This is a genomic window from Pseudooctadecabacter sp. (assembly GCF_020627745.1).
Classification (GTDB): Bacteria; Pseudomonadota; Alphaproteobacteria; order Rhodobacterales; family Rhodobacteraceae; genus Octadecabacter.
In genome coordinates, this window is sequence record NZ_JAHDGE010000039.1 from 1 (window position 1) to 18,283 (window position 18,283).

Annotated in this window: 23 protein-coding genes and 1 tRNA gene; 19 read left to right on the plus strand and 5 right to left on the minus strand. The window is 60.9% G+C overall.

Annotation, left to right across the window (positions count from 1 at the left end; translation table 11 throughout):
• The 4 genes from QZ653_RS12755 to QZ653_RS12770 form a co-directional block, all read left to right on the plus strand.
• Window positions 1-569 (plus strand): TOBE domain-containing protein (locus QZ653_RS12755; protein ID WP_296420506.1); only part of this gene is annotated, 569 nt, incomplete at its 5' end.
• Between the two features lie 21 nt (window positions 570-590).
• Entirely contained in the window at window positions 591-1,346 is a 756-nt protein-coding gene (locus QZ653_RS12760) for an RlmE family RNA methyltransferase (protein ID WP_296420508.1), read from the plus strand.
• Entirely contained in the window at window positions 1,343-2,812 is a 1,470-nt protein-coding gene (gene glpK / locus QZ653_RS12765) for a glycerol kinase GlpK (RefSeq protein ID WP_296420510.1), read from the plus strand. Before QZ653_RS12760 ends, glpK begins: the two co-directional genes overlap by 4 nt.
• Window positions 2,809-3,138 (plus strand): hypothetical protein, encoded by a 330-nt coding sequence (locus QZ653_RS12770; protein WP_296420511.1) that lies wholly within the window; start codon window positions 2,809-2,811, stop codon window positions 3,136-3,138. Before glpK ends, QZ653_RS12770 begins: the two co-directional genes overlap by 4 nt.
• Before the next feature lie 4 nt (window positions 3,139-3,142).
• Here the strand turns inward: QZ653_RS12770 and QZ653_RS12775 are convergent, their stop codons facing one another.
• Both QZ653_RS12775 and QZ653_RS12780 read right to left on the minus strand, forming a co-directional pair.
• Entirely contained in the window at window positions 3,143-3,337 is a 195-nt protein-coding gene (locus tag QZ653_RS12775) for a hypothetical protein (RefSeq protein ID WP_296420513.1), read from the minus strand.
• Window positions 3,338-3,524: 187 nt separating this feature from the next.
• Window positions 3,525-3,614 (minus strand) — tRNA-Ser (locus tag QZ653_RS12780).
• 207 nt (window positions 3,615-3,821) lie between these two features.
• Here QZ653_RS12780 and QZ653_RS12785 point away from each other — a divergent pair.
• Entirely contained in the window at window positions 3,822-4,649 is an 828-nt protein-coding gene (locus QZ653_RS12785; protein WP_296420515.1) for a DUF2059 domain-containing protein, read from the plus strand.
• An 8-nt stretch (window positions 4,650-4,657) separates the two neighbouring features.
• Here QZ653_RS12785 and QZ653_RS12790 read toward each other — a convergent pair whose 3' ends face one another.
• Window positions 4,658-5,011 (minus strand): hypothetical protein, encoded by a 354-nt coding sequence (locus QZ653_RS12790; RefSeq protein WP_296420516.1) that lies wholly within the window; start codon window positions 5,009-5,011, stop codon window positions 4,658-4,660.
• Window positions 5,012-5,195: 184 nt separating this feature from the next.
• Here QZ653_RS12790 and rplU point away from each other — a divergent pair, with 184 nt between their 5' ends.
• The 8 genes from rplU (at window position 5,196) to QZ653_RS12830 (ending at window position 11,472) form a co-directional block, all read left to right on the plus strand.
• Window positions 5,196-5,951 carry a 50S ribosomal protein L21 gene (gene rplU / locus QZ653_RS12795; protein ID WP_296420517.1) on the plus strand — a complete coding sequence of 252 codons (756 nt, stop codon included), beginning with the start codon at window positions 5,196-5,198 and terminating at the stop codon, window positions 5,949-5,951.
• A gap of 12 nt (window positions 5,952-5,963) precedes the next feature.
• On the plus strand, window positions 5,964-6,233 hold the full coding sequence (gene rpmA / locus QZ653_RS12800; protein WP_296420519.1) for a 50S ribosomal protein L27: 270 nt from the start codon (window positions 5,964-5,966) through the stop codon (window positions 6,231-6,233).
• 88 nt (window positions 6,234-6,321) lie between these two features.
• Window positions 6,322-6,870 (plus strand): GNAT family N-acetyltransferase, encoded by a 549-nt coding sequence (locus QZ653_RS12805; protein WP_296420521.1) that lies wholly within the window; start codon window positions 6,322-6,324, stop codon window positions 6,868-6,870.
• Window positions 6,867-7,472, plus strand: a complete 606-nt coding sequence (locus QZ653_RS12810; protein WP_296420522.1) for a LysE family translocator — start codon at window positions 6,867-6,869, stop codon at window positions 7,470-7,472. Before QZ653_RS12805 ends, QZ653_RS12810 begins: the two co-directional genes overlap by 4 nt.
• Window positions 7,469-8,017 carry a GNAT family N-acetyltransferase gene (locus tag QZ653_RS12815; RefSeq protein ID WP_296420524.1) on the plus strand — a complete coding sequence of 183 codons (549 nt, stop codon included), beginning with the start codon at window positions 7,469-7,471 and terminating at the stop codon, window positions 8,015-8,017. The genes QZ653_RS12810 and QZ653_RS12815 overlap by 4 nt, the downstream gene beginning before the upstream one ends.
• A gap of 54 nt (window positions 8,018-8,071) precedes the next feature.
• Window positions 8,072-9,115 (plus strand): GTPase ObgE, encoded by a 1,044-nt coding sequence (gene obgE, locus QZ653_RS12820; RefSeq protein WP_296420525.1) that lies wholly within the window; start codon window positions 8,072-8,074, stop codon window positions 9,113-9,115.
• Window positions 9,103-10,206: a glutamate 5-kinase gene (gene proB, locus QZ653_RS12825; protein WP_296420527.1), complete on the plus strand. Its 1,104-nt coding sequence runs from the start codon at window positions 9,103-9,105 to the stop codon at window positions 10,204-10,206. Before obgE ends, proB begins: the two co-directional genes overlap by 13 nt.
• Complete coding sequence (locus QZ653_RS12830; RefSeq protein WP_296420528.1) at window positions 10,207-11,472, plus strand: glutamate-5-semialdehyde dehydrogenase; 1,266 nt, start codon at window positions 10,207-10,209, stop codon at window positions 11,470-11,472. It abuts the gene before it with no gap.
• Window positions 11,473-11,489: 17 nt separating this feature from the next.
• On the opposite strand, the gene QZ653_RS12835 is transcribed toward QZ653_RS12830, so the two are convergent.
• On the minus strand, window positions 11,490-11,984 hold the full coding sequence (locus tag QZ653_RS12835) for a histidine phosphotransferase family protein (protein WP_296420530.1): 495 nt from the start codon (window positions 11,982-11,984) through the stop codon (window positions 11,490-11,492).
• Between the two features lie 110 nt (window positions 11,985-12,094).
• On the opposite strand from QZ653_RS12835, the gene QZ653_RS12840 reads away from it, so the two are divergent.
• From QZ653_RS12840 to QZ653_RS12850, 3 genes are all read left to right on the plus strand, one after another.
• Complete coding sequence (locus QZ653_RS12840; protein WP_296420532.1) at window positions 12,095-12,271, plus strand: DUF3553 domain-containing protein; 177 nt, start codon at window positions 12,095-12,097, stop codon at window positions 12,269-12,271.
• A 66-nt stretch (window positions 12,272-12,337) separates the two neighbouring features.
• Window positions 12,338-13,102 carry a GNAT family N-acetyltransferase gene (locus tag QZ653_RS12845; RefSeq protein ID WP_296420534.1) on the plus strand — a complete coding sequence of 255 codons (765 nt, stop codon included), beginning with the start codon at window positions 12,338-12,340 and terminating at the stop codon, window positions 13,100-13,102.
• A complete protein-coding gene (locus tag QZ653_RS12850; RefSeq protein ID WP_296420536.1) occupies window positions 13,099-13,923 on the plus strand; it encodes a lysophospholipid acyltransferase family protein in 825 nt (274 codons plus the stop codon). The genes QZ653_RS12845 and QZ653_RS12850 overlap by 4 nt, the downstream gene beginning before the upstream one ends.
• A gap of 2 nt (window positions 13,924-13,925) precedes the next feature.
• Here the strand turns inward: QZ653_RS12850 and QZ653_RS12855 are convergent, their stop codons facing one another.
• Complete coding sequence (locus QZ653_RS12855) at window positions 13,926-14,558, minus strand: thiamine phosphate synthase (protein ID WP_296420537.1); 633 nt, start codon at window positions 14,556-14,558, stop codon at window positions 13,926-13,928.
• Between the two features lie 97 nt (window positions 14,559-14,655).
• Between QZ653_RS12855 and QZ653_RS12860 the strand changes: the two genes are divergently transcribed.
• From QZ653_RS12860 to QZ653_RS12870, 3 genes are all read left to right on the plus strand, one after another.
• Complete coding sequence (locus tag QZ653_RS12860) at window positions 14,656-15,399, plus strand: RNA methyltransferase (protein WP_296420541.1); 744 nt, start codon at window positions 14,656-14,658, stop codon at window positions 15,397-15,399.
• A 215-nt stretch (window positions 15,400-15,614) separates the two neighbouring features.
• On the plus strand, window positions 15,615-16,763 hold the full coding sequence (gene ctaA / locus QZ653_RS12865) for a heme A synthase (RefSeq protein ID WP_296420542.1): 1,149 nt from the start codon (window positions 15,615-15,617) through the stop codon (window positions 16,761-16,763).
• A gap of 3 nt (window positions 16,764-16,766) precedes the next feature.
• Entirely contained in the window at window positions 16,767-18,236 is a 1,470-nt protein-coding gene (locus QZ653_RS12870) for a carboxypeptidase M32 (RefSeq protein WP_296420544.1), read from the plus strand.
• The last annotated feature ends 47 nt before the right edge of the window (window positions 18,237-18,283 follow it).

The following is an 18,283-nucleotide window of genomic DNA, read 5'->3' on the forward strand; positions in this document are numbered from 1 at the left end:
ACAGCACCATGATCTACGTGACCCACGATCAGGTCGAGGCGATGACGCTGGCCACGCGGATCGTTGTCCTCGATGCGTTGAAAGACAATGGCTACAGCCACTCCATCGCGCAGGTCGGCACCCCGCTGGAACTCTATGAAACGCCTGAAAACGAATTTGTTGCGCGGTTCATCGGATCGCCTGCGATGAACCTGATGCCCGGGGAAATCGTGGAAACCGGCGACCGCACCGGCGTCAAAATCGACGAGGGATCGGGGATCACCTATTCCAACATCAAAACGACCGACGCGGACAAAGGCATGCGCGTCAATGTGGGCATCCGGCCTGAGGATTTCGTCGCAGCGGACGGGGCCGACTACGCCTTTGCCGGCACGGTCGAGATCGCGGAAGCCTTGGGTGAGGTCACATTGCTGTACTTCGAGACACCCAAGTCGGACGAGGACACCAACGCAGTCATCGCCAAAATGCCCGGTATCCACAAATCCATGCGCGGGCAGGCGGCTCAACTGACGGCGGACCCCGCCAAGGTGCATCTATTTGCCAACGGCAAGTCGCTTTACTACCGCTAGGGCGGCGGGTAATCGGGGGGCATGGTAAAAAAACCTTCCTCAGGGCCCAAATCGCGCGCGGGCAAAAACTCATCAGGTCGCGGACAACGCGACCTGACGGTGAAAGTGAAAACCGCCCGCGGGCGCAAAATGTCGTCGACCAAGTGGCTGCAACGTCAGTTGAATGATCCCTATGTTCAGCGGGCCAAGGCCGATGGGTATCGTGGACGTGCGGCCTATAAGATTCTGGAACTGAACGAGAAATTCAATTTCTTCACGCCCGGAAAACGGGTCGTTGATCTGGGCGCTGCCCCCGGCGGGTGGTGTCAGGTCGCTGTGCCACGCATCAACGCTTTGGGCGAAAAGGCAGGCAAGCCCGTGGGTACGATCCTGGGCATTGACCTGCAAGAGATGGAGCCGATCGCAGGCGCCGATCTTTACCAGCTGGATTTTATGGAAGACGACGCCGATCTGAAGGTCAAAGACTGGCTGGGCGGCAAAGCGGATATTGTGATGTCCGACATGGCGGCCTCAGCCTCCGGTCACAAACAGACGGACCACCTGCGCATCATCGCCCTGTGTGAGGCTGCGGCTTACTTTGCCTTCGACGTTCTCGAAGACGGCGGAACCTTCATCGCCAAGGTTCTGGCGGGCGGGGCCGAGGGGGATTTGCAGAAAATCCTCAAACAGAAATTCAACAAGGTGCTGAACGTCAAGCCGCCCAGTTCGCGGTCGGACAGTTCGGAAAAATTCGTGGTGGCCACAGGCTATCGCGGCAAGACAGAGGACGACGAATGACCCACATTTTGGCGATTGACCAAGGCACGACAAGCAGCCGTGCGATCCTGTTTGATGACAAAATGGCGGTGGGTCACATCGCACAGCAAGAATTCCGTCAGATTTATCCGCAGTCCGGCTGGGTCGAACATGACGTCGAAGAAATCTGGGACAGCGTCGTCGCCGTCTGCCGCGATGTGGTGGCCAAGGCGGATGACATTGCCGCCATCGGCATCACCAACCAGCGCGAAACCACCATCGTCTGGGACCGTGAGACCGGCAAACCCATCCACAACGCCATCGTCTGGCAGGACCGTCGCACTGCTGCCTTTTGTGAGGAACTCAAGGCCGAAGGGTTTGAGGACACGATTACCGCCAAAACCGGCCTGTTGGCCGATCCGTATTTCAGCGCCACCAAGGTGAGGTATATCCTGCAAGCCGTTGAAGGTGCGCAAGAAAAGGCCGAGGCAGGTAAGCTGGCCTTCGGCACGGTTGACAGTTTTCTGATCTGGCGCATGACGGGCGGCAAACGCCACGTGACGGACGCGACGAATGCGGCGCGCACGATGCTTTATGATATCCGTGAAGGCCGGTGGAGCAGCACCATCTGCGACCGCTTCGGCATCCCCATGTCGATGTTGCCCGAGGTTCTGGATTGTGCCGCAGACTTCGGCACGACGGACATGTTCGGGCCTGAGTTGCCGATCTTAGGCGTCGCAGGCGACCAACAGGCCGCAACCATCGGGCAAGCGTGTTTTGAACCCGGCATGTTGAAATCCACCTACGGCACAGGCTGTTTTGCACTGCTGAACACGGGCGATGAATTGGTGACGTCGCAGAACCGTCTGCTGGGCACCATTGCCTATCAGCTGGATGGCAAGCCCACCTATGCCCTTGAAGGGTCGATCTTTATTGCCGGTGCCGTGGTGCAATGGCTGCGCGACGGGCTGGGGATTATCGCCAAGGCCGCCGACACGCATCCCTTGGCCGAAAAGGCCGATCCGTCGGTTGAACTCTATCTGGTGCCCGCCTTCACCGGCCTTGGCGCACCTTATTGGGACGCGGAGGCGCGCGGCGCGATCTTTGGTTTGACCCGCAACGCTGGACCCGAGGAATTCGCCCGCGCTGCATTGGAAAGCGTGGGCTTTCAGACCCGCGATCTGTTGGAAGCCATGCATGCGGACTGGTCCGGCGGAGAAGAGGCGACCTTGCGCGTGGACGGTGGCATGTCCGCGTCCGATTGGGCGATGCAATTCCTCAGCGATATCATCGGCGCGCCGGTGGACAGACCCAAAGTGCTGGAAACCACGGCGCTGGGGGCTGCTTGGCTGGCAGGCATGCGCGCAGGGGTGTACCCCGCGCAGGCGGATTTCGCGGCCACATGGGCGCTGGACCGGCAGTTCACACCAAAAATGGCGGAGGCCGACAAAGACCGGCGGTATTCAGGTTGGAAAGATGCAATTTCACGGACACGGAGCACGCGATGAAATTAGGTATTCTGGCCCTCGGTCTTATCGCGGCCATGCCCGTGACGGCTGCGGCGCAGCAGCTGGGGCTGTTGTTCGAAGAGGACCTCGGCGGGGTCTATAAGCAATGGTGGACAGGCGCCGTGATCGGCGCGGATCCTGCGTCAGGTGTCCTGGTCTTCGTGCGCGGTGACGGAAAGTCAGGTGATTTCTATGGCGTGCTGTCCGTGGACTGCGTGACGCCGGAATTTTCCGCATGGGTGGCCGAGGGCGGCGTGATATCCACCGACGCAATCCCCGGCCCGGCAATTGATGCCGTGCGGGCAGAAGCCTGCGGATCACCGTAAGCGGTCAGTCCAGCGTGCAGACATCCACGCCGTGGGGCAGGGTGGACACCACGTGTCCCGCATCCGTGTGGCGCACGTCATATCCATAGCCGCGCAGGCGGAACTTCCATTCACGGTCGGACAGGCAAGTGGCGCGCTCGTTCATGACAAATGTGCGGACCTCCGACACGATGGTCGCTGTGTTGCTGGTGAAATGCATTGTTCGTTCTCCGTTACCAATACGTCTGTGTTGATGTGATTGTTGACGCGATTGGTGGCGGGAATGGGGCAAGGTCAGGGTTTTGTTGCGACTGCGGGACGATCTGCGATCGGCGCTTGCAGCGGGCGGGGGGCGGCCGACAGCCCTTCGGCCTGCGGGGAAACGGCATTGTCGGGGGCAAGGTCACTGGCGGAGAGACAGGGATTCGAACCCTGGGTGGGCTTGCACCCACAACGGTTTTCGAGACCGCCCCGTTCGACCACTCCGGCACCTCTCCGCACCTATGGGTGCGTGGCACCCGTTTGTGATCGGCGCGGGTTTACTGGTGAGGGCGCGGGCGTGCAAGCGGAATACAAAGGGCGCCGCAGAATTCAGGAAGGCTTAATGCCATATATGACATATCCGTCAGGCCGGGGCGCTGACCCTTGGAAAGCGGCGCGCCGCGCCCTATTCCTATAGATGAGCAGAATAAAGGACGCCAAAGATGTTTCTTCGCCCCATGATTGTTGCCTGTGGTCTTGTCGCAAACCTTGCCGGCCCCGTGCAGGCGCAAGACAGTGAAACGGATGTCCTGTTCGATCTGCTGATGTTGCCCGATATTATCGAGATCATGCGCGAAGAGGGTCTGTCTTACGGCGATACCATCGGTCAGGACCTGTTTGCGGGCGAACCCAGTGCCGAATGGGCAGGCGTTGTGGAACAGATTTACGATTACGACAGGATGACGGCCGTGGTTCGTGAGGACTTCGAGGCATCGCTGGCGGATGTGGATCTTGCGCCGATGGTTGATTTTTTCGGATCGGATCAGGGACAGATGATTGTCGGGCTTGAGGTCTCCGCGCGGCGTGCATTTCTTGACGAAGCGGTGGAGGCTGCCAGCGAAGATGCGGCGACGCAGGCCCGCGCCGGTGATGATCCGCGTATGGAACTGGTCGAGGAGTTTGTGGAGGTCAACAATCTTATCGAAACGAATGTTGCGGCCTCTTTGAACTCCAACCTGGCATTTTATGGCGGCCTTGTGGACGGCGGCGCCTTTGGCGGTGCCCTGTCGGAGGAACAGATATTAACGGATGTCTGGGGACAGGAGGGCGAGATACGCGACAATACGACCGAATGGATACACGCGTTCCTTTTTCTGGCCTACGCCCCCTTGGACGAGGCAGATTTGCAAGCCTACATCGCCTTTTCCGAAACCGAAGCGGGAGAGGATATCAACCGCGCGATGTTTGTCAGTTTCGAGCGTTTGTTCAACGGGATCAGCCGGTCCCTCGGGCGCGCTGCTGCAACACAAATGACATCGCAGGAGCTATAAACCGGTCTTTACGGGTCGGATACGACCATGATCGCGGTGATCAGGGCCGCGATGTTCGTTTCATAAAGCGACAGATCGGACTGCATCTGCAATGTATGTGGCCCGCGCACGGGCTGCGGCGTTTGCGCGATGTCGAAGGCCTGCGTCAGGGCAGGGCCGCCGCCGGCACGCAGATCGGCCACGAGGGCGGGGTGGTTGGTTTTGACGAACACCTCAACCTTGCCGCGGGTGGCGGCGTAATTGGCGTTGCCGAAGGCGTTCGACACTGCGTTCACCGGCCAAAGCAGCGGATTGCCGAGGTGATTGGGCTGTGACGAACAGGCGGACAGCACGACCAGAAAAAGAACAGCTAATTTGCGCATGTGACGGCCTTACAATGGGTTGACTTGCGGGGGATTTGGCCAGATAAGCCGCCATCCGAGCAAGGCATTTGTTCGGGCTTAAGCGAAAACTCGCCCCAGACGGGCGCGCTGTCCACGGGTCGCAGATGCGATGAACGCCTTATGATTAAGGGACCCCAGAGACGCGATGGAAAAGGAAAACGATATGTTTGCGGTTCTCAAAACCGGTGGCAAGCAGTACCGAGTCGCCTCTGGTGACGTTCTGCGTGTCGAAAAGATCGCTGCCGAAGCAGGCGATAAAATCCAATTCAACGACGTTCTGATGGTTGGCAACACGGTGGGCGCGCCCCTCGTGGAAGATGCCGGCGTTCAGGCCGAAGTCATCGACCAGATCAAAGGCGAAAAGACGATCAACTTCGTCAAGCGTCGCCGGAAGCACTCTTCCAAGCGCACCAAAGGTCACCGTCAGCAACTGACGCTGGTCCGGATCACCGACATCCTTGAAAAAGGTGCAGGCAAGTCCGGCGTAAAGGCTGCCTTGGCCGGTGCCGGTTTCGTGTCTGCTGCACAAGCGGATGCGGGCAAAGGCGCGCCGACCTCCAAGAAAGCGGCTGCTGCTGCTGAACGTGCGTCCCAGCCCAAAAAGGCTGCGGTCAAAACCAAAGACGCAAGTGCCGCCCCGAAGGCCGAGGCAAAAGCCAAGGTTGAGGAAAAAGCAGCCCCTAAAAAGGCAGCTCCGAAAAAGGCCGCTAAGGCCGATGGCGCGGACGATCTGACACGCATCAGCGGCGTTGGCCCCGTCATCGTCGGCAAACTGCACGACCTTGGCGTCACAACCTTCGCCCAGATCGCGGCATGGACCCCAGAGGACGTTGCTGCTATGGACGACAAACTGAATTTCAAAGGTCGCATCGACCGCGATGAGTGGCTGAAGCAAGCCGCTGAATTCGCCAGCGAATAAGGAGACTTACCAATGGCACATAAAAAAGCAGGCGGTTCATCCCGTAACGGTCGCGACTCCGCTGGTCGCCGCCTTGGCATCAAAAAGTTCGGCGGCGAAGCCGTGATCCCCGGCAACATCATTGCACGTCAGCGTGGCAACAAGTGGTGGCCAGGTGAGGGCGTGGGCGAAGGCAAGGATCACACGATCTTTGCAACCGTCGAAGGCGCCGTGTCCTTCCGCAAGGGCTTCAAGGGCCGCACCTTTATTTCCGTGACCCCGGTGGCCGAAGCCGCCGAGTAACCGAACCTCAAGGTTTTCAAATTTGAAAGGGGGTCGGTGCAAACCGGCCCCCTTTTTCGTATCCGCAACCTTCAGGAGGAGGGGTAGGATGACCAAGACACTCACACCCCCCGTTCTGCTCGACGGCGCCGTGCGGCTGCGTGCGGTGCAAGAGGCCGACGTTACCGCGCGGCTGGCCCTTGGCCGGTCGGCTGAAATCCTGCGCGGATATGGTGTCGATGCGAGCGAAATGGGCCCCTATACGCAAAGCGATGCTGAGGCGTGGGTCGCGGCCCATATCGCCAAAGACCATGCCTTTGCCATTGATCACGATGGCGCGCTGACCGGCGTTGTTTTCCTCCATTCCTTTGATGACACCGACAAACGGGCCATCATGGCCGTGGGGCTGCTGGATGAGGGCAAGTTGGGCCAAGGCATCGGCGCTGCGGCCATCGGGTTGATCCTGACCCATGCGTTCACGACCCTCGGGCTGCACCGCGTGTCCTTGCGTGTCCTCGATGACAACGCCCGCGCCATCGCGTGCTACCGCAAGCTGGGCTTCGTCGAAGAAGGCCGCTTGCGCGAAAACGCTTGGGTCGGCGGACGCTGGCAGGACGACATTATCATGGGAATTCTGGCTCAGGAGTGGTGCGGATGAGCGTTGCGATCTTACCCTTCCTGACCTTCGCCGCGTCCCAAGTGGGCACGCCGGGGCCTGCGAATATGGTGCTGCTGACGACCGGCGCGCGCTTTGGCCTGCGCCGTGCGTTGCCCTTTGTGGCTGGTGTGGCCCTTGGCAAACAGTTGATCATCTGGCCGCTGGGGCTGGGTCTGATGGCCATTCAGGACGACTATCCGCTGGCGTTTGAGGTTCTGAAATGGGTGTCCGTGGCCTATATCCTGTATCTGGCCTACCGCGTGGCGGGCATGACGTTAAAGGTGGGCGACGGCCCGGACACGCCGCCCGGATTTCTGGCGGGCCTCATCGTGCACCCCCTGAACCCCAAGGCGTGGGGCATGATCACGACCGGCTTCACGGTCTACGTGAGTGCAGGCACGCCCCCCTTGCAGGCCACGGCCACCATCGCCATCTGTCTTTTGGGACTGCAAATTCTGCTGCATCCGATCTGGACCTTTGCGGGCCAGACGATCGCGGCGGGTTTGGCCGGAAAACCGGGGGAAAAGTATCTGATGTGGACACTGGCGGCCCTGACCGTGGCCTCGGTGATCTATGCATTGTTCGCAGGAGGAGCGTCATGAACGCGGAAACCACCGTCACCGGCCAGGCCGTTATCGCAGCCGACAGATTTATCCTGCGCCCGCTGAAGGCATCTGATGCGGGCCTTTTGGGCATGTATCTGGGCGATTTGCGCGTGGCTGAGATGACCCGCCAGATCCCCCATCCTTTGCCGCCCGATTACGTGACGAACATGATCGCGCGGGCCAATGCGGACGACCGGTCTGAGGATTTCTGGGCCATGGACGGATCCGCCACCGGCCATGCTGAGGTTATGGGGGTCATGAAAATGAACCGTCTGGATCGCAACCAGTCCGAAATCCGCTATTGGGTGGCCCCGGCGTTTTGGAACGCGGGCATCGCGTCAGAGGCCGTGCAGGCAGCGCTGGCTGCCAATCCGCAAGGGGCCTGCGATATCTATGCCGAGGTCTTTCAGGACAACCCGCGTTCTGCCCGTATCCTGACCAACGCCGGTTTCGCCTATCTGGGGGACGCCGAAACCTTCAATGTGGCGCGCAACGCCGTCATCCCGACGTGGACCTATGTGCGAAAAATGGGCACCGCTTGAGGCGCGCGCCGCTTTCGCGTATCGCGGGGCTGAACCCTTAGAAAGACCGAACCGATGAAATTCCTCGACCTGTGCAAAGTCTACATCCGCTCCGGCAGCGGCGGGGGCGGGTGCATTTCGTTCCGACGTGAGAAATATATCGAATACGGCGGCCCCAACGGCGGGGACGGTGGCAAGGGCGGCGATGTGATTGTTGAGGCTGTTGATAACCTCAACACGTTGATTGATTTTCGCTACCAGCAGCACTTTTTCGCCAAAAACGGTGAGGCGGGCAAAGGCCAGCAGCGCACCGGCGCGGATGGCGATGACATCGTCCTTAAGGTCCCGACAGGGACCGAGATCATGGACGAAGATCAGGAAACGGTGCTGGTCGATCTGGCTGAAACCGGCCAGCGCGTGGTGCTGGCCAAGGGCGGCAACGGCGGCTGGGGCAACCTGCATTTCAAATCCGCCACGAACCAAGCGCCGCGTCGGGCAAACCCCGGTCAGGACGGTATTGAACGCACCATCTGGCTGCGCCTGAAACTGATCGCGGATGCGGGTCTGCTGGGTCTGCCCAATGCGGGCAAATCCACCTTTCTGGCCGCCACGTCCAACGCGCGGCCCAAGATCGCGGATTATCCGTTCACCACGCTGGTGCCCAACTTGGGCGTTGTGGGTGTCGACGGGTCCGAATTTGTGATCGCCGACATCCCCGGCCTGATCGAAGGCGCATCCGAGGGCAAAGGCCTTGGCGATTTGTTTTTGGGCCATGTGGAGCGCTGTTCGGTGCTGTTGCACCTGATTGACGGGACCTCCGGTGATCCGGTGGGCGACTACAAAACCATCATTGGTGAGCTTGAGAATTACGACGGCCCGCTGGCCGACAAGCCGCGCGTGACGGTGTTGAACAAGGTCGACACGCTGGACGAAGAAGAACGCCAGTTCATCGTGGATGAGATTAAGGCAGGGACCGGTGTGGATGTGATGCAGATGTCGGGCGCCACAGGCGAAGGCACGGTCGAGGTCTTGCGCGCCCTGAAGGCCGAGATCGCGGAAGATAAATTGCGCCAGAAGAAGGCCGAGGAGGGTGAGGAGGCCGCCCCGTGGCAACCTTAACCGACGCCAAACGCCTTGTTGTCAAAATCGGATCGGCCCTGCTGGTTGAGGCCGGCGTGGGCCTGCGGTCTGCGTGGCTCACGTCACTGGCCGCTGACGTGGCCGCGTTGCGCGCCCGTGGGACGGATGTGATTTTGGTGTCGTCGGGGTCCATCGCTTTGGGCCGCGGTGTCTTGGGGCTGCCGGATGGGGAATTGCCGCTGGAACAGGCACAGGCCTCCGCCGCAGTGGGGCAAATCCGCCTTGCCCGCGCCTATGAGGAGGCGCTGGCCCCCCACGGGATCACAACCGCACAGGTGCTGGTGACCTTGGAAGACAGCGAAGACCGGCGGCGGTATCTGAACTCCCGCGCGACGATGGAAACGCTGGTGTCGTTGGGGGTGACGCCCATCGTGAATGAAAACGACACCGTGGCGACAGACGAAATCCGCTATGGCGACAACGACCGGCTGGCCGCCCAAGTGGCCGTGACCGTCGGGGCCGATTGTCTGGTGTTGCTGTCGGATGTGGACGGGCTTTATACCGACAATCCACAGGTGAACCCCGCCGCGCAACATTATGATATCGTGCGTGAAATCACGCCAGAGATTGAGGCGCAGGCAGGGGATGCCGGATCGGGCCTGTCCAAGGGCGGCATGAAGACCAAGATCATGGCCGCCAAACTTGCGACCGATGCGGGCTGTTCCATGGCGATTACTTTAGGAACGCATCTGAACCCCTTGAAAACGCTGGAAGATGGCGGGCGCTGCACGTGGTTCACCGCGCAAACCAACCCACAGGCCGCGCGCAAACGCTGGATCGCGGCGATGAAGCCCCATGGACGGGTGACGGTCGACGCTGGCGCGCAAAGCGCACTTGGTCTGGGCAAATCGCTGCTGCCCATTGGGATCACGGCGGTGTCCGGCGATTTCGGGCGCGGTGACGCCGTGGCGATTGTGGGCGCGGATGGCGCGCAGCTTGGCGTCGGCCTCACGCGGTATGACGCAGGCGAGGCGCAGGCCGTCAAAGGCAAACGCAGCCAAGACATTGCCCAGGCCTTGGGCTATGAAGGGCGCAACGTATTTATCCATCGCGACGATATGGTGATCTAGATGAAAGACCTCGACAACATCCCCGCCTTGATGGCCGACATCGGCGCGCGCGCCAAAGCCGCCAGTGCCCAGTTGGCCGAAGCCAGCGCTGAGCGCAAACATGCGGCCCTGATCGGTGCGGCAGAGGCGGTCTGGAAGAACCGTCAGGCCATTGTTGACGCCAACGCCGAAGACCTTGTTTTCGGGGAAGAAAAGGGGCTTTCAGCGGCGATGATGGACCGTCTGATGCTGGATGAAGACCGCATTCGCGGGATCGTGGACGCCCTGCGCGCCGTGGCCGAACAGCCCGATCCTGTGGGCGCCGTTATGGATGAATGGACCCAGCCCACGGGGCTGAACATCCGCCGTGTCCGCACGCCCTTGGGTGTGATCGGTGTGATCTACGAAAGCCGCCCCAATGTGACGGCGGATGCCGGTGCGCTCTGTCTGAAGGCTGGCAACGCCGTGATCCTGCGCGGCGGGTCGGAAAGCTTTCAGTCCAGCCGTGCGATCCACGCCTGCCTGCAGCAAGGCCTGCGTGAGGCTGGCCTGCCTGAGGATGCCGTGCAGCTTGTGCCGACCCGCGACCGCGCGGCGGTGCAGGAAATGTTGACCATGACGGACACGATTGACGTGATTGTGCCCCGTGGCGGCAAGGGCCTTGTGGGGCTGGTGCAGCGCGAAGCACGGGTGCCGGTCTTTGCCCATCTGGAAGGGATTTGCCATATCTACGTGGGCAAAACCGCTGTGAAGGACATGGCGGAAGCCATTGTGATCAATGCAAAAACCCGTCGCACGGGGATTTGCGGCGCGATGGAATGTCTACTGATTGACTGGCAGTATTACACCGAACACGGGCCGCATCTGGTCCAAGCGCTGCTGGACAAGGGGGTTGAGGTCCGCACCACAGGGAAACTGCTTGAGGTTGATGGCACGGTTGAAGCCGCAGCCGATGATTTCGGGCGCGAATTTCTTGATATGATTGTCGCGGTAAAGTTGGTCGACGGGCTGGATGAGGCGATCGACCATATTCGCACCTATGGGTCCAACCATACGGATGCGATCATCTCAGAAGACCCCGTAGCGGTCCAAAGCTTCTTCAACCGGTTGGACAGCGCCATTTTGATGCACAATGCCTCCACCCAGTTTGCGGATGGCGGTGAATTTGGCATGGGTGGTGAAATCGGCATTGCCACCGGCAAAATGCACGCACGTGGCCCCGTGGGGGCCGCCCAGCTGACCAGCTTTAAGTACCTCGTTGAAGGACATGGTGCAACGCGCAGTTAGGGCGCATTATCAATGCCCTAGAAGGTGATCTTCACCCAGTCTGTGCCGTGGCTTAACGTCAGCGTCCGCTGTGCCTCTGCCGACATTTCGGGCAACAGCCCGAAATGAACCTGCGCGGCGGTCAGTTCTTCGGGGCAGATGTTCTTGCTCAATGGTGCCCACAAATCCGGGTCGAGGTTCAGCCGGTCATGGCGGGCATAGATCGTCCATTTGGCCCCGTCATGACTGATTTCGATATCCCCGCCCACGGGCAATGCCGTTTCGACGCACATCATCGACAGCAAAGCCACGCGCACCTCGATGCGGCGCGGATCACCCGGCACGTTCCACGAATAGCTGAGCCTGCCACCACGGGCGATCGCCTGCAACGTCGCAAGGATTTCGGACCGCGACACGACTTGATCGGGCGACGCCGCGCCAAAGGCCAGTCGCAGAAATTTGACACGCGCGGTGGCATTTTCCACGCTGTCACCAACCAGATCCATTTCGGGGCCTTGGGCGATACCGGACATGGAAAGCAATTCAAATCCATTGCTGATTGCGCCCAAAGGGTTAATTAGGTCATGACAGATGCGCGAACCTATAAGGGCGTTCAGGTTGGGCAAAGGAGGCTCCGTTCAAAATGCAGCAATCGTTGTTCGAACCGGGGATGATCGTAAAGCATCCGCAGCAGGACGATTGGGGTTTGGGTCAAGTTCAATCGTCGGCAGGCGGCAAAGTGACCGTCAATTTTCAGAATGCGGGCAAAGTCGTCATTGATGAACATCGCGTTCCGCTGACGGTTGTGTCGCTGTCCTGAATACACGTCTGACTCTAGGATCGGTATGGTTAACAATCAAGTAATTACGAAGCAATATTGCGCACCATGAAAGATACGCTGCGGCATACGCCCGTGTTTGAGGCGCGTCTGGCGCGCTCCGACGCTGAGGTCGAAGGGGCGCAAAGGCTGCGTTATGACGTCTTTATAGACGAGTTGGGCGGCGATGGTGCACTGGTTGATCACGCCACACGGCAGGAGGCGGACAGGTTTGACGCGGTGTCCGACCAGATCGTCCTGCTGGATCATGCGCGTCCTCGGGCCGATCAGGTGGTGGGTGTCTATCGCCTGATGGACCAGCATCAGGCACAGGCGGCGGGACAGTTTTATTCGGAGGACGAGTTCGATCTTTCGGTCCTGAAATCCTCCGGCCGGTCTATGCTCGAACTGGGGCGCACCTGTCTGCACCGCGACTATCGCGGCGGTGCTGCGATGTTTCACCTTTGGCAGGCGCTGGCTGCCGAGATCGAAGCACGGAAAGTAAACTTATTATTCGGGGTCGCCAGTTTTCACGGCACCGATCTGGATGCGCTGGCGGCCCCGCTGGCCTTGCTGATGCGGGATCACTTGGCACCGCCGTTCTTGCGGGTGACGGCCAAGGGCAAGGATAAGGTACCGCCGGTGACGCAGATCGACAGGATTGCGGCCCTGAAACAGGTGCCAAGCCTGATCAAGGCGTATTTGCGTCTTGGCGGGCGCGTGGGGCAGGGGGTTTATGTGGATCACGCGTTCAATACCACCGATGTCTGTCTGGTGCTGGACACAGACGCCATGACCGCGCGGCAGCGGTCGATTTACGGCGGTGCGCGATGACCTGGACGTCTGAGGACCTGCCGCCAAGCCATAAGGTTACCGGTTTGGGCTGGCTGCGGGTGGTCGTGCGCGGGGCCGCGACCGCCACGTTGACCTTTGGCTGTTTGATCCTGCTGCTGTTGGTGCGGCTGGTCGAAAGGCCCTTGTTCGGGCAAGGCCGGCCCGTGACGCCCTATATTACCCAATTTGTCTGCCGGTCGGCCTTTGTGTTGATGGGCATGAAATATCGCCGCGTGGGGAAACCGATGACCGGCGCCGGCGCCGTGGTGGCGAACCATTCATCGTGGCTTGATATTTTCGCGTTGAATGCTGCGAAGCGGATTTATTTCGTGTCCAAGGCCGAAGTGGCAGCATGGCCGGGCATCGGCTGGCTGGCCCGCGCCACAGGCACGGTCTTTATCGCGCGTGACCGGCGCGAGGCGGCCAAACAGGTCGATGTCTTCCGCACGCGTCTGGGCCACGGGCACAAGCTGTTGTTTTTCCCCGAAGGCACCAGCACCGATGGCCAGCAGGTGCTGGCATTCAAGCCCACGTTGTTTGCGGCCTTCTTTGACGACGCGCTGCGCGAGGATCTGTCGATCCAAGCGGTGTCGGTCATCTACACAGCGCCCAAGGGTGCGGATGTGCGTCACTACGGCTGGTGGGGGGACATGGATTTTGCGACCCATCTGTTGGCGACCTTGGCGCAATCCCCGCAAGGGTCGGTGACGGTGGTCTATCACCCACCTGTGCGGGTGGCTGATTTCGCCAGTCGCAAAACGCTTGCTGCGCATCTTGAGGCGCAGGTGCGGGCAGGGCACGCCAGCCAGATTGCGGCCTAGGCTTACACCATCGCCGCAGTGAAAGTTTTGAGCGTTTCGGCAGGTGCCTCGGTGGACCAAATCTCTTCGCCCAGACCAAAGAAATCCGTGTGCGGTGCGATCTGACGGATCAGTGCCTCATCCAGCACGCCTTCGGCCACGACGGGCACTTCGATCATCATCGACCACCACTGGAACAGCTCCAATTCGGCCTGACGACCGTCGCCCAAGGGCGATTGGCCCACGGGACCGAAGGACACGTAATCCGCGCCAAGTTCCCCCGCAGTCATCCCGTCATGGCGGGAGTTGTGGCAGAAGGTGCCGACAATCGCATCCTCGCCCAGATCCTTGCGGACCTTTTTGACCGACCGCGCCGCATCTGTCAGATGCACCCCGTCAAGGCCCAGCCGTTCGACCAGCAACATATGGGTGTCCATGACCAGCGCCACGTCGCGGTCATGGGTGACCATACGCAGCGCGTCTGCGGCGCGCGCGATGCGGTCTTCGTCCTTCGTGGCAAGGCTGAGGCGGACGCAGGCGACCTCGGTCGCGTCCAGACAGGCGGCCAGCTGGTCGGGAAAGCTGCTGAGTTCGAAATCGGGCGGGGTAATCAGATAGATCTGGGGATGATCGGGGGGGGTGGCATCGTCAGTCATGGTGTCATCCTATCGTCACTTTGGCTGGCTATAGCGCTGAAATTGCCCTTTGAATAGGGGGCTGCTAAGGGGGCGTCAGATTTCAAGGAGACAGCCCATGCCCACCGACCGATCCCAGCCTGCCTTTGTGCTGATCCGCCCGCAGATGGGCGAAAACATCGGTGCGGCTGCGCGGGCGATGTGGAATTTCGGGCTGGACCGGATGCGGATCGTGGCCCCGCGTGATGGTTGGCCGAACCCGTCTGCGGTGGCCATGGCGTCGGGTGCGGGGCGTCTGTTGGATGAGGCCGAGGTGGCCCCGGATGTGGCCACAGGGCTGGCCGACCGGACCTATGTCTATGCCACCACAGCGCGCCCGCGTGAGCTGACCAAGCCCGTCTTTTCCCCCGAGGCCGCCATGCGCGATGCCGCCCGGCGGGTCGCACGGGGTGAAAAGGTTGCCGTGATGTTCGGGCCGGAACGGTCGGGCATGGAAAACGCCGATATCGCCCATGCGCAGGCGATCATCACCGTGCCCGTGAACCCGGACTTTCCGTCGTTGAATCTTGCGCAATGTGTGCTGCTGGTGGGCTACGAATGGCGCCGCGCCTCTGAGGCGGTGGAGGACGTGGTGGTGCAGGGCCAACGCACCGACGTGGCCGAGCACCGCGATATCGAGGCACTGGCCCGCCATTATGAGGACCGGCTTGAGGAAGCGGGGTTCTTTTATCCCGACCACAAGGCCGAGAGCATGAAGATCAACCTGCGCAACCTGTGGGCGCGCATGCCGATGACCCGCGCGGATGTGCAGATGTTGCATGGGATGCTGCGTCAATTGTTGCGTGGAAAATCGGACGAGTGACGATCTGACGATCGGGCCCGGACGGACGGCGGGGGGCCGCCGCTGTGCGGCGGGTCGGGTGGTGGGTCTTCGGATTTTCTGTTGGAGCCTCCGGCGGGAGTTTTTCGGGCCAGATGAAGACGGGGTGCGGCGCTTTGGCGGCGCGGACCGGTCTGGCTTGCCCAAGGGGATGGTCAGGCATAGGTTGCGGGCAACACAGGACGTGAGGATCACAGATGGCGACCAAGCCGCGCAGTATTTTCGAAGAGGTCAGCGAGACGCAAAAGCCCGTGGCGGCCCCCGGTGGGATTGACGCCAAATCCAAGGGTGCGCGCGGGGCGATCCGGGTCTGGTTGATGATGTTGTTTGCGCTGGTGGTTGTGATGATCACCGTGGGCGGTTTGACACGGTTGACGGATTCAGGGTTGTCGATCACCGAATGGGCGCCTTTGTCGGGGTCTGTTCCGCCACTCAATGCGGCGCAATGGGAGGCCGAATTTGCCGCCTATAAGCTGATCCCCGAATATCAAGAGCAGAACCGCGGCATGTCTATGGCCGAGTTCAAGGTGATCTATTGGTGGGAATGGGGGCACCGGCAGTTGGGCCGTGTCATCGGTTTGGTTTGGGCTTTGGGCTTTGGCTATTTTCTGCTGCGCCGTCAAATCCCCGTGGGCTGGACAGGTCGTTTGCTGTTTCTGGGGGCCCTTGGCGGACTTCAGGGGGCCATCGGGTGGTGGATGGTCAGTTCCGGCCTGCGCGAGGGGATGCTGGATGTGGCGTCCTACCGGTTGGCCACCCATCTGGGGCTGGCCTTTGTCATCCTTGGGTTCATCGCATGGTACGTGTTTTTGCTGGGCCGCCGCGAGGCGGATTTGATGCAGGCGCGGCGTGCGGGGGACGCGGGGCTGTTCCGGTTGGCGGGTGTTCTGGTGGGCTTTGCCTTGGTGCAGATCCTGCTGGGCGCGCTGGTGGCGGGCATTGATGCGGGGCGCAATTTCCCGAACTGGCCGTTGATGACATCCGGTACCGGGGCGTCGTTCTTTCCCCCCGATCCCTTTCAGTTGACACCGCTGTGGCGCAATTTCTTTGAGGACGCAGGGCTGGTTCAATTTGTGCATCGCACATCGGGCTATCTGTTGATGGGCTTTGCCGTCTTCGTGTGGTGGCGCGCGCGGCGTCAGCCCAATCTGCAGACGCGGTTTGCGTTCAATGTGATGTTGGCGTTGATGTTTGTGCAAATGGTCATCGGGATCGTGACGGTTTTGTATTCGGCACCGGTGCAGATCGCGATTGTGCATCAGTTTACGGCGGTCCTGCTTTGGATCGCGATTTTGCGGGCGCGGTATCTGGCGCGGTATCCGCTGACGCAATCCATAAGGGGATAAGACATGGCGGCCTATGATGACTTGATGGCGTTTCAGCGCGAGACGGAAGCCTTGGCACAGGTGGCGGGCCGTTTGGGCTGGGATCAGGAGACGATGATGCCCCGCGAGGCGGCCCCCCAACGCGGTGAAGAAATGGCCGCTATGGAGGGCGTGCTGCATGCGCGCCGCATGGATCCACGGGTGGCGGACTGGCTGGCGGCAGCGGAAACCTCTGGAGAGGTTGAGGTGGCCCAGCTGCGTGAAATCCGCAGGTCTTATGAGCGGGCCAGCAAGGTTCCGGCCAAGCTCTCCGCTGAAATTGCGCGGGTGACGTCAGAGGCGCAGGGCGCTTGGGCTGCGGCCCGTGAGGCGGATGATTTCGCAGCCTTTGCGCCGGTGCTGCGCGAAGTCGTGTCGCTGAAACGGGAGGAGGGCGCGGCCCTGTCTGCCGGTGGCGATGTCTATGACGCCATGCTGGACGATTATGAGCCCGGCGCCACGGCGGCCGAACTGTCGGCCATGTTTGACGCGTTGCGTCCACGGTTGGTGGCGTTGCGTGCGGCGGTTCTGGATGCGCCTGCGCCGCCTGCTTTGCAGGGTCGCTTTGATGAGGGCGCGCAGATGAAGCTGGCGCGCCAGATCGCCAAGGCCTTTGGCTACGACATGTCCATGGGGCGCGTCGATAAGGCCGTGCATCCGTTTTCAAGCGGGTCGGGGTTGGACGTGCGGATCACCACGCGCACATCCGAAGACGACCCGTTCAACTGCATCTATTCGACCATCCACGAGGTCGGCCATGCGGCCTATGAACAGGGCGTGGACCGGCGGTATCTGCTGACCCCGTTGGGTCAGGGCGTGTCCATGGGCGTGCACGAAAGCCAGAGCCGGATTTATGAAAACCAGATCGGGCGGGGCCGCGCGTTCACCGGCTGGCTGTATGGTCAGATGCGCGATGCCTTCGGAGATTTCGGCATCGCCGATGAGGAGGCGTTTTACGCCTGTGTGAACCGGGTCGAGAACGGATTTATTCGCACGGAGGCCGATGAGGTCCAGTACAACCTGCATGTGTTGTTGCGGTTCGATCTGGAACGCGCCCTGATCGCGCGGGATATCGAAGTCGATGATCTGGAGGCCGCTTGGAACGAGAGGTTCGAGGCCGACTTTGGCTATGCTGTGGATCGCGCCAGCAACGGGGTGTTGCAGGACGTGCATTGGTCGGTTGGCCTTTTTGGCTATTTCCCCACCTACACTTTGGGAAATGTCTATGCGGGTTGTCTGAATGAGGCGATGCGCGCGGCGGTACCGGATCTGGATGCCGCTTTGGCGCAGGGAAATACCACAGCGGCGACAGATTGGCTGCGCGAGAACGTGCAGCGGCACGGGGGGCTTTATGCGCCGCGTGAGGTGATTGAACGCGCGTGCGGGCAAGCCCCGTCGGAGGCGCCGTTGCTTGGATATCTGGAAGAGAAATTCCGCGGGATTTACGGGCTGTAGTTTCGAATGGGCTGCGCCCATCCGACCCGCGCCGCTGCGCGGCGCGT

Excerpts from the sequence above, each read along its gene's own strand:
- ctaA (WP_296420542.1), top strand. The coding sequence starts at position 15,615 with ATGGCGACCAAGCCGCGCAGTATTTTCGAAGAGGTCAGCGAGACGCAA.
- QZ653_RS12805 (WP_296420521.1), top strand. The coding sequence starts at position 6,322 with ATGACCAAGACACTCACACCCCCCGTTCTGCTCGACGGCGCCGTGCGG.
- rplU (WP_296420517.1), top strand. The coding sequence starts at position 5,196 with ATGTTTGCGGTTCTCAAAACCGGTGGCAAGCAGTACCGAGTCGCCTCT.
- QZ653_RS12815 (WP_296420524.1), top strand. The coding sequence starts at position 7,469 with ATGAACGCGGAAACCACCGTCACCGGCCAGGCCGTTATCGCAGCCGAC.
- QZ653_RS12870 (WP_296420544.1), top strand. The coding sequence starts at position 16,767 with ATGGCGGCCTATGATGACTTGATGGCGTTTCAGCGCGAGACGGAAGCC.
- QZ653_RS12855 (WP_296420537.1), bottom strand. The coding sequence starts at position 14,558 with ATGACTGACGATGCCACCCCCCCCGATCATCCCCAGATCTATCTGATT.
- QZ653_RS12850 (WP_296420536.1), top strand. The coding sequence starts at position 13,099 with ATGACCTGGACGTCTGAGGACCTGCCGCCAAGCCATAAGGTTACCGGT.
- QZ653_RS12790 (WP_296420516.1), bottom strand. The coding sequence starts at position 5,011 with ATGCGCAAATTAGCTGTTCTTTTTCTGGTCGTGCTGTCCGCCTGTTCG.
- QZ653_RS12830 (WP_296420528.1), top strand. The coding sequence starts at position 10,207 with ATGAAAGACCTCGACAACATCCCCGCCTTGATGGCCGACATCGGCGCG.
- rpmA (WP_296420519.1), top strand. The coding sequence starts at position 5,964 with ATGGCACATAAAAAAGCAGGCGGTTCATCCCGTAACGGTCGCGACTCC.
- QZ653_RS12840 (WP_296420532.1), top strand. The coding sequence starts at position 12,095 with ATGCAGCAATCGTTGTTCGAACCGGGGATGATCGTAAAGCATCCGCAG.
- QZ653_RS12760 (WP_296420508.1), top strand. The coding sequence starts at position 591 with ATGGTAAAAAAACCTTCCTCAGGGCCCAAATCGCGCGCGGGCAAAAAC.
- QZ653_RS12860 (WP_296420541.1), top strand. The coding sequence starts at position 14,656 with ATGCCCACCGACCGATCCCAGCCTGCCTTTGTGCTGATCCGCCCGCAG.
- QZ653_RS12845 (WP_296420534.1), top strand. The coding sequence starts at position 12,338 with ATGAAAGATACGCTGCGGCATACGCCCGTGTTTGAGGCGCGTCTGGCG.
- QZ653_RS12770 (WP_296420511.1), top strand. The coding sequence starts at position 2,809 with ATGAAATTAGGTATTCTGGCCCTCGGTCTTATCGCGGCCATGCCCGTG.
- QZ653_RS12835 (WP_296420530.1), bottom strand. The coding sequence starts at position 11,984 with ATGTCCGGTATCGCCCAAGGCCCCGAAATGGATCTGGTTGGTGACAGC.
- QZ653_RS12785 (WP_296420515.1), top strand. The coding sequence starts at position 3,822 with ATGTTTCTTCGCCCCATGATTGTTGCCTGTGGTCTTGTCGCAAACCTT.
- QZ653_RS12775 (WP_296420513.1), bottom strand. The coding sequence starts at position 3,337 with ATGCATTTCACCAGCAACACAGCGACCATCGTGTCGGAGGTCCGCACA.
- glpK (WP_296420510.1), top strand. The coding sequence starts at position 1,343 with ATGACCCACATTTTGGCGATTGACCAAGGCACGACAAGCAGCCGTGCG.
- QZ653_RS12810 (WP_296420522.1), top strand. The coding sequence starts at position 6,867 with ATGAGCGTTGCGATCTTACCCTTCCTGACCTTCGCCGCGTCCCAAGTG.
- obgE (WP_296420525.1), top strand. The coding sequence starts at position 8,072 with ATGAAATTCCTCGACCTGTGCAAAGTCTACATCCGCTCCGGCAGCGGC.